This is a genomic window from Spirulina sp. 06S082 (genome assembly GCF_034932145.1).
Lineage (GTDB): Bacteria > Cyanobacteriota > Cyanobacteriia > Cyanobacteriales > Spirulinaceae > CCY15215.
In genome coordinates this window covers 1-8619 of record NZ_JAYGHV010000188.1, presented here as the reverse complement: position 1 = coordinate 8619, position 8619 = coordinate 1, and the positions used below count along the sequence as shown (strand labels likewise).

8 protein-coding genes and 1 pseudogene are annotated in these 8619 nt (G+C 40.5%); 6 read left to right on the top strand and 3 right to left on the bottom strand.

The window, feature by feature from the left end; translation table 11 throughout:
• The coding region (locus VB714_RS13625) for a sodium:proton antiporter (RefSeq protein WP_323225029.1) at positions 1–1081 on the bottom strand (1081 nt) is incomplete at its 3' end.
• A gap of 25 nt (positions 1082–1106) precedes the next feature.
• Between VB714_RS13625 and VB714_RS13620 the strand changes: the two genes are divergently transcribed.
• The 4 genes from VB714_RS13620 (at position 1107) to VB714_RS13605 (ending at position 4940) form a co-directional block, all read left to right on the top strand.
• Positions 1107–1229 carry a hypothetical protein gene (locus VB714_RS13620; RefSeq protein WP_323225027.1) on the top strand — a complete coding sequence of 41 codons (123 nt, stop codon included), beginning with the start codon at positions 1107–1109 and terminating at the stop codon, positions 1227–1229.
• Positions 1230–1263: 34 nt separating this feature from the next.
• Positions 1264–3171 carry a 1-deoxy-D-xylulose-5-phosphate synthase gene (dxs, locus tag VB714_RS13615; protein ID WP_323225024.1) on the top strand — a complete coding sequence of 636 codons (1908 nt, stop codon included), beginning with the start codon at positions 1264–1266 and terminating at the stop codon, positions 3169–3171.
• 121 nt (positions 3172–3292) lie between these two features.
• Positions 3293–4156, top strand: coding sequence for an Rpn family recombination-promoting nuclease/putative transposase (locus VB714_RS13610; protein WP_323225021.1), 864 nt, complete (start codon positions 3293–3295; stop codon positions 4154–4156).
• Positions 4157–4607: 451 nt separating this feature from the next.
• Positions 4608–4940 (top strand): DUF4926 domain-containing protein, encoded by a 333-nt coding sequence (locus tag VB714_RS13605; protein ID WP_323225019.1) that lies wholly within the window; start codon positions 4608–4610, stop codon positions 4938–4940.
• 29 nt (positions 4941–4969) lie between these two features.
• Here the strand turns inward: VB714_RS13605 and VB714_RS27440 are convergent.
• Positions 4970–5035 (bottom strand): annotated as a pseudogene (locus VB714_RS27440) (XisI protein); the annotation flags it as partial.
• Positions 5036–5175: 140 nt separating this feature from the next.
• Positions 5176–5520: a hypothetical protein gene (locus VB714_RS13600; protein WP_323225018.1), complete on the bottom strand. Its 345-nt coding sequence runs from the start codon at positions 5518–5520 to the stop codon at positions 5176–5178.
• Positions 5521–5755: 235 nt separating this feature from the next.
• Here VB714_RS13600 and VB714_RS13595 point away from each other — a divergent pair, with 235 nt between their 5' ends.
• Both VB714_RS13595 and VB714_RS13590 read left to right on the top strand, forming a co-directional pair.
• Positions 5756–8353, top strand: coding sequence for an NACHT domain-containing protein (locus VB714_RS13595; protein ID WP_323225016.1), 2598 nt, complete (start codon positions 5756–5758; stop codon positions 8351–8353).
• 79 nt (positions 8354–8432) lie between these two features.
• Positions 8433–8619, top strand: a 187-nt coding sequence (locus VB714_RS13590; protein WP_323225014.1) for a DUF433 domain-containing protein, incomplete at its 3' end; no start/stop codon positions are given.

Sequence of the window (8619 nt, the reverse complement as noted above, 5' to 3'; positions counted from 1 at the left end):
CGATGGAAACCCCACCGCGCAAACCTCCCCACCACAATACCGTCAATTGTCGCCAATTGAGATGAGTGCCACCGAGAAGATTGCTAAAATTTCCCAAACCATAAATGACGATCGCCCGTGTCAGGACCACCGAAGCAATGGAAATTAAAATAAGATCGAAATTCTTGCCAATACTGGAAAAATTAATCTGATCGCCAATCAGCAAAAAAACAATCGAGTTGACAAAAAAGCCCAAAAATTCCCAAAATTCCGAGACAATGAGCCGAGTACGGGGATTCATACCGATGCGGGAGCCAAAGTTCCCCAAAATCAATCCTACCGTCACCACGCCAATGACTCCAGACCCCCCCAATTCTTCCACAATGAGATAGGTTCCGTAGGCAGAAACGAGGGTGAGAGATTGTTCCACAAGGGGAAAATCAAAGCGTTGGGTCAAATAGGAAATGCCATATCCTACCAAACAGCCGACACCTGCCCCTAAACCGACAAAGATGCCAAAGCGAGAAATGGTAGCAGGGACAGAAAATTCGCTCACCCCCAGGGGAATACCCACCAATAAAAGAAAGGCAACAACGGCGACACCATCATTAAATAAACTTTCTCCTTCCATTATTGTTGTTAAGCGCTTTCCCGCCCCTAATTCTCGGAAAAGGGCGACCACGGAAACCGGGTCTGTTGCGGAAAGACTGGCCCCCAATAACAGGGCGACGGGAAGAGATAAACCCGTAAATTGACTGACAGGAAATGCCACCCCAACAATGGAAATAATCACCCCTAAAACGGCAAAAAAGCCGACAGGGAGAAGACTATCTTTCAGATCTCGCCAGCGAATATTCCATGCTGCTTCAAATAATAACGGAGGGAGAAAAATTTCGAGAATCAGTTCGGGAGAGAGATTGACCAAGCGAACATTTACAAATGCTAATCCTAAGCCAACGATGACCAATAACAAAGTATAGGGGATGCGGCGAAGCCAGCTAAATAATCGCGAGATCGTGGCAACACTAAGAGAAACAGTGAGGACGATGAGGAATTGTTCGAGATTCTGTTTGATGGCTTCATCTGCGATCGCAACTTCCATATTAATTATCAATGATTAGGGATCGATGTATTCGCGTTTTATCTCAGACAGGGCGATCGCGAATCAAGTAGCGATCGCGAATCGAGTCTTTAAGGATTGTAGCGAAAGACGACAGCCTTCAGAACAAATCGATTATTCTGTGGGTTAGTCCAAAATCTACGAAAATTTACCAATAAGATTGTATGCACCTAAGCGAACTAACCCATCCCAATCAGTTGCACGGGCTATCTCTCCGACAACTGGAGAATATTGCCAAGCAAATTCGAGAGAAGCATCTACAAACCATCGCCGCTAGTGGAGGACATCTCGGACCCGGTTTAGGAGTAGTAGAACTAACCATCGCCCTTTACCAAACCCTCGACCTCGATCGCGATAAAGTTCTCTGGGATGTCGGCCACCAGGCCTATCCCCACAAAATGCTCACCGGACGCTACAACCACTTTCACACCCTGCGGCAAAAGAATGGCATTGCGGGCTATCTCAAGCGCTGCGAGAACAAATTTGACTTTTTTGGTGCCGGACACGCTTCTACCAGTATTTCGGCGGGTTTGGGTATGGCGATGGCGCGGGACATGAAAGGAGAAGATTTTAAGGTTGTCTCGATCATCGGTGATGGGGCATTAACCGGAGGCATGGCACTCGAAGCCATCAACCATGCGGGACATATGCCCAATACTAATATCATGGTGGTTCTCAACGACAACGAAATGTCAATTTCTCCCAATGTGGGGGCAATTTCTCGCTATCTCAACAAAGTTCGCCTTTCTAACCCCGTCCAATTTCTCAGCGACACCCTGGAAGAACAATTCAAACACCTTCCCTTCGTTGGCGACCAGCTTTCCCCAGAAATGGAACGCCTCAAAGACAGCATGAAACGCTTATCTGTCTCCAAAGTCGGTGCAGTCATTGAAGAATTAGGCTTTAAATACTTTGGACCCATCGACGGACATAACTTAGAAGAATTAATCTCCACCTTCAAACAAGCGCATCAAATGCCAGGCCCCGTCCTCGTTCACGTCGCGACAGTGAAAGGGAAAGGTTATGCGATCGCCGAACAAGATCAAGTAGGCTATCACGCGCAAAAACCCTTCGATCTGAAAACAGGTAAAGCCCATCCTTCCAATAAACCCACACCTCCGGGTTACTCGAAAGTGTTTACCCATACTCTCACCACCCTAGCAGAACGCAACCCCAAAATTGTCGGCATTACGGCAGCAATGGCAACGGGGACGGGGCTAGATAAGTTCCAGAAAAAACTGCCCAAACAGTACATTGATGTGGGAATTGCGGAACAACACGCGGTAACATTGGCCGCGGGTTTGGCTTGTGAGGGAATGCGTCCGGTAGCGGCAATTTACTCTACATTCCTGCAACGGGGTTACGATCAGATCGTCCACGATGTTTGCATTCAAAATCTGCCAGTTTTCTTCTGTTTGGATCGGGCGGGTATTGTTGGCGCTGACGGTCCCACCCACCAAGGGATGTACGATATTGCCTATCTGCGCTGTCTGCCCAATATGACCATTATGGCACCGAAGGACGAGGCGGAGTTACAACGGATGGTGGTGACGGGAATCGAACATACAAGCGGACCGATCGCCATGCGCTATCCTCGGGGTAATGGGGTTGGCGTACCGTTGATGGAAGATGGTTGGGAAGCCATTCCCATCGGTACAGGGGAGATTCTCCGCAGTGGTGACGATATCTTACTGTTGGGTTACGGCACAATGGTACAGACGGCGATGCAGGTGGCGGAAATGTTGAGCGAACATGGAGTGGCTGCTACGGTCATTAATGCCCGTTTTGTCAAGCCTTTGGATACGGAGTTGATTTTGCCTTTAGCGCGGCGTATTGGCAAGGTGGTGACGTTAGAGGAGGGCTGTTTGATGGGGGGTTTCGGTTCTGCTGTAGCGGAGTCTCTGTTAGATAATGATATTCTCGTTCCGGTGAAGCGGTTTGGGGTACCGGATATTTTGGTGGATCACGCTTCTCCCAATGAGTCTAAGGCTGATTTGGGCTTAACGGGTTCGCAAATTTCTGAGAAGGTTCTGCAAATGTTCTTTAGCAAGCAGCCTTCTGTGGTGAGTTAGTTAAGATAAGAAAAAGGGTGAGCCTGCTCACCCTGACATCAAGATTACTGGATATCAAATTGACTCAAAAGCTATACAGGAGAAAATCTCCAAATAAATCACTAAAAACAAATTAAATATTATGATTTTTATTAATCCTAAAACCGACTTTGCTTTTAAAAAGATTTTTGGTTCGGAACAGAGCAAAGATATTTTAATTAGTTTCCTCAATGGTATTCTCTACGAAGGTCAACCCACCATTGAGGATTTAGAGATTCTCAATCCTTATCAAGCACCGAGAATCCGGGGAATCAAAGATACTTACTTAGACATTAAAGCGAAGATTACGGGTAATAAAACCGTCATTATTGAAATGCAAGTGTTAAATGTTGAAGGGTTTGAGAAGCGAATCCTTTATAATGCAGCAAAAGCCTATTCCATTCAACTCAATACAGGGGAAGGTTACAATTTATTGAATCCAGTCATTGCTTTAACAATTACAGATTTTGAAATGTTCCCCGATTTAGAGCAATTTATTTCGCGGTTTATTCTCAAAGAAAGAGATTATCTAGTTGATTATTTGGTTTATGATTTCGAGTTAGTTTTTGTAGAGTTACCAAAATTCAATAAACACTTAGAACAGTTAGAAAATGTGACAGAAAAGTGGATTTACTTCCTCAAAAATGCAAGACGATTACAGGATATTCCGACCAATATGGGAGAAGTTCCTGAAATCATGAAAGCGTTTGAAATTGCCAATCAAGCCAATTTTAATCGAGATGAGTTGGAAGATTTAGAGAAACGAGAAATGTTTATTCACGATCAAAAAAATGTAATTACAAAAGCATTAAAACAAGGGATGCAGCAAGGAATACAGAAAGGAGAGCAACAAAAAGCGATTGAAATTGCTAAGGAATTATTGGATATTTTGGATGAGGAAATGATTAGCCAGAAAACAGGATTGAGTCTTGAGGAGGTACAAAAATTGAAACAGGAAGAGGAGTGAGAGAGGGGTGCATCTCAAATTTGTAAAAACATCACGTGGGCAAAAATGGCTCTAAGAAAAAGTACCATTGAGGTAAGCACAGTGTAGAGAGAGGATTTGAGGCACATTCACCCTTGAGATTGTCATCATAGAGGCAAACATAGTAAAAATATTCATAATTCGGATATTCGATTATACTTAGGGCTTGCTGCATAAGTGTGAAAGCCATGCCAGATAAGAGTTTTCAGCTTTTTTTCGCAAAAAAAGTTCAAGGTTTTTGCCCATAGCCACTCAAAACTCTTGCATTTTCGTGGAAAATTTCTGGCTGGATTGGCGATCGCAGCGATGAAACTACCACTGTATATGCTGTATAGCCTTCAGAATCGCTATGTCGGCTTTTTCAGCAAGCCCTATTTAATGAAAATGTCGCTAGATTTGTTACCGCAGTACCCGATCGCATAGGAGATTTAACATGATTGTATTTCAATTATTTGACGAGGTAAAACTCACTGAAGATGTTAATTTAATAGATGGAGGAATTGCACCAAAAGGAACAGTAGGTGCAATTGTTGAAGTGTTTCAAAATGGTGAAGCGTATATGGTTGAACTGTTTGGAGACTGGGTGAAATACAACGATCGCGGAAACTGGATTTCTGCATCTCAAGACGAAACAGGGGCATTTATGGAAACATTAGGGGTAGAAACAGTTTATCCCCATCAATTGGAGTCGATCGCATCTGCACAAGAAAGCGAAGAGATTGCCAATATCACTTTAGCCAACAACAAAGAGCATTCTCCACTATAATTAAGGTAGTGCGATCGCCCAATAGCAATTTATGCGATCGCAAATTCTGTAAATTTACGAGTTTCAGGAGCGTGAAAAGCCAAAACAATATCGGTTTTGAGCTAATTTATCAATCTTTGGCGATCGCATTGTCTCAAATTTGGTAAAAAGTTACAAATATTTAAAGAGTTGCAATGTTCCAGGTACATAAAATTCCTCTCTGTGCTTCTGTAACAAGCCAAAAATGAGAAAAGGCTTATTTAGCGGTTAGGAGTAATAAACTTACCACAATTAAGCCTAATCCGATATACTGGGTTAAAGAAAGAGGAGGTTGATGAAGTAGAAATTGTCCTAAAATATTACTGGCAATTAAGCCACAGGCTCCCATCAACGCAGCAACTAAGCCCAGTTGAGTTTCAGACCAGAGATAAAGTTGTCCAGCAATTCCAATGAACCTCGTAACGGTAAAAATCCAAAACCAAGGATAGGTTAGGCTGGCGATCGTAAAGCCCGATCTATATAAATATCCTGCGGCCGGAATTTCACCTATCAAGAAGATTGCTTGCGTTACGAAGGCAATAATAATATGACTTTTTTCCATTATTTCTCTCCAATCATTAATCTTATTTTGTCAATTGATAGAGAGGAAAATCAATACAGAACAATACAGGAAAATACAGTATTTTAATTTTTTTGGAAAGCGACACTTTTTGGCAGGGCGATCGCACCAAAAAATACAGCTTAATACAGGATATACAGTTTAGTTGCTGGTATCTTGACGCTTCTTATTGCAGTGATTAGAATGCAAAGTAACCAGAAAAATTTCAGTATCGGCTATGATTAACATTCCAGATATTGGCGATCGCAAAACAAGATTTTGGTTATGCGGGGTTATTGTTGTCTCTTCTGCTGGACTTACAGGGGGACTTCCTGCGGCGATCGCCGCGATCGCTGCGATCGCAGGTGGAGTTTTAAGCAAAGATATTTATCATTATCTCAGTCAGCATCGAGGCAAAAAAATGATTGATTCTACAACAGCAATTCAGTTTCTAGAAGAGTTATCTGTCTCTTTAGATGATATCGATCGAGATATTATTCGTGGTGTTTGGGAGAGAAAAAGCTACAAAGAAATTCATAAATTAGTACCGGGAATTACTCTGGAACATTTGCAGAGAAACCGCGCTTCTCAATTATTGGGAAAACTTTCACAAACCTGCGGCGAAAAAGTAAAAAAAAGCAACTTAAAAAGTGCGATTGTGAAGGCAATGAAGCAGCAAAATACATCATTAGATATAGAGAAACTTGTACAAAAAGTTCGGCGAAATGTTTCGCACAAAATCGAACAAGATTGTGGTACAATGCGAGTTTTAGATATGAAATGTCCCATTGGTCTTGATGATATCTATACTCAAGTTAATATTTTAAAGAAAGTTCATCAACGATTCGATCCAGAACAATTGTCAAAACAAGTTCATCCAGAGAAATTCGATCGCCTCGGTTTGGGTGCAATTTTAGAAAAAGAAGTTCCTGGCATGGAAGCGGTAGAAAGACATAATAAACTCTTGGCTTTAGGGAAACCCGGTGCAGGAAAAACAACATTTCTCAAGCATTTAGCGATTCAATGTAATGGAGGGAAATTTCAAAGCGATCGCGTGCCAATTTTTGTAACTTTGCGATATTTTGCCGATCAAAACTATCCCAGTTTATTTGCTTATCTACAAGAGAAGTTAGAAAATTGTCAGATTAAAGAACAGGAATTGTTAGAAGTTCTCAAACAAGGAAAAGCCTTGATTTTATTGGATGGTTTGGATGAAGTTAATAAAGAGAATAGCGATCGCGTTAACAATAAAATTCGAGAATTCTATACTACTTTTGAGAAAAACTGGTACGTTATGACTTGTCGCATTGCTGCACAAGAGTATATGTTTGAGCTATTTACAGAGGTAGAAGTTGCCGATTTTAAGCAAGCGCAAATTGAGGAGTTTTCGCACAAATGGTTTCAAACGCGAGTTCCAGAAAAAGCCACAAAACTGATCCAAGAATTTAAAGAAAAATTGGCAGGAGAACAAGCAACTTGGGAACTTGCTAGTAGTCCTTTGTTATTAACTTTACTTTGTTTGGTTTTTGAGGAGTTACGAGATTTTCCCAAACATCGTTCTGCTTTGTATAAAGAAGGATTAGAATTACTATTGAAAAAGTGGGATTCTAAGCGAGGAATTAAACGCGATCCCATCTACAAGGATTTATCGACACAACAAAGAGAAGATTTGTTGAGCAATATTGCTTTAACTACATTTGAGCAAGGTAAAAATTTCTTTGCACAACGAGAAGTCGAACAGTATATTGTTGATTATATTCGCAGTTTACCGGATGCTCAAACCGATCCCAAAGAGTTGCAATTAGACAGCGAAGCCGTGTTAAAATCGATTGAGGCTCAACATGGGATATTAGTCGAACGATTTAAACATATCTACTCTTTTTCTCATCTAACTTTTCACGAGTATTTTACAGCACAGGCGATCGTCAATAGTTCTAATCCAAAGGAGATGGAAGAAGGATTTATGAAACTATTAACTAAAATTAGCGATCGCCAATGGAGAGAAGTTTTTTTACTCACTGTTGAAATGTTACGGGATTCTAGTAATTTTCTGCAAATGATGTCTCAACATATCCATCAAATTGTTTCCAAGGATTCTGAAATACAAAAAATTTTAAATTTGAATTACGAAAAAACTCAAATTATTTCTCAAAGCTCAAAATATGATAAAGCCGCTATTCGTGCATTTTATCTAGCTCGTGTTCTTGATGATTTTGGTCATTTTATAGCTGATACAAAAAACCTTGAAGAGGAGTTTCGACTAGATTTTAGCCTAATTAACTCGCTACATCTTGTTGAAAAACATAATACAGAACTCCAACTAAAAGTTGCCAAAGATGTTTTGATAGGACTTGATGCAGCAATCGATCCAACAATGAAAAATGATTTGAGATTTCTCATTGATTACAATCGTTCAACCAACCTTGAAAATGCAGTTAACAATACTCAAAAAAGAATTTTTCTTGATGAATTCAGTTTGGCTATTAATTTAGCAAAAAATCTGAATCTTAAGCAAGAATTACAATCTCTTCAAAATAAAACTCCTGAATTATTATCTAGAGACTTAGAAATGGAAAAAATATGGGAAAATAAGCAAAGACTAGAATGGGCGGGAGAACTCAGAAATACTATAATTAAATATAGAGGAATTGGTCATCGTTGTATATTGAGCGAACAGCAATGGATGCTTTTTAAAAATTATAGCAATGCGAATCTTTTACTCGTTGACTGTCTGAATCAATGCCGTTATATTTCACGAGAAGTGCGAGAAGAAATCGAAGAGACATTGTTATTACCGATCGCAGAAATCAAAAAACGTAATTTCCCTAGTTTTTGAAGACTACAATTGCTATAGTAGAAGAACCCATAACAGCAAAAAATTCTCCTATCCCAAAAGTAACAAAAAGTAACGAACCATGAAACTCGAAGACTACTTTACCTTTTTATCCCCCGACGACATTCGACTCAAAGGCACAAGAGTCGGCATAGAAACTATCTTGTATGAATATATCTACCGTCATCAATCCGCCGAAGCAATTGCCAATATTTATACCAATCTATCTCTAGAACAAATTTACGCCACCATCCTCTACTTTTTGCACA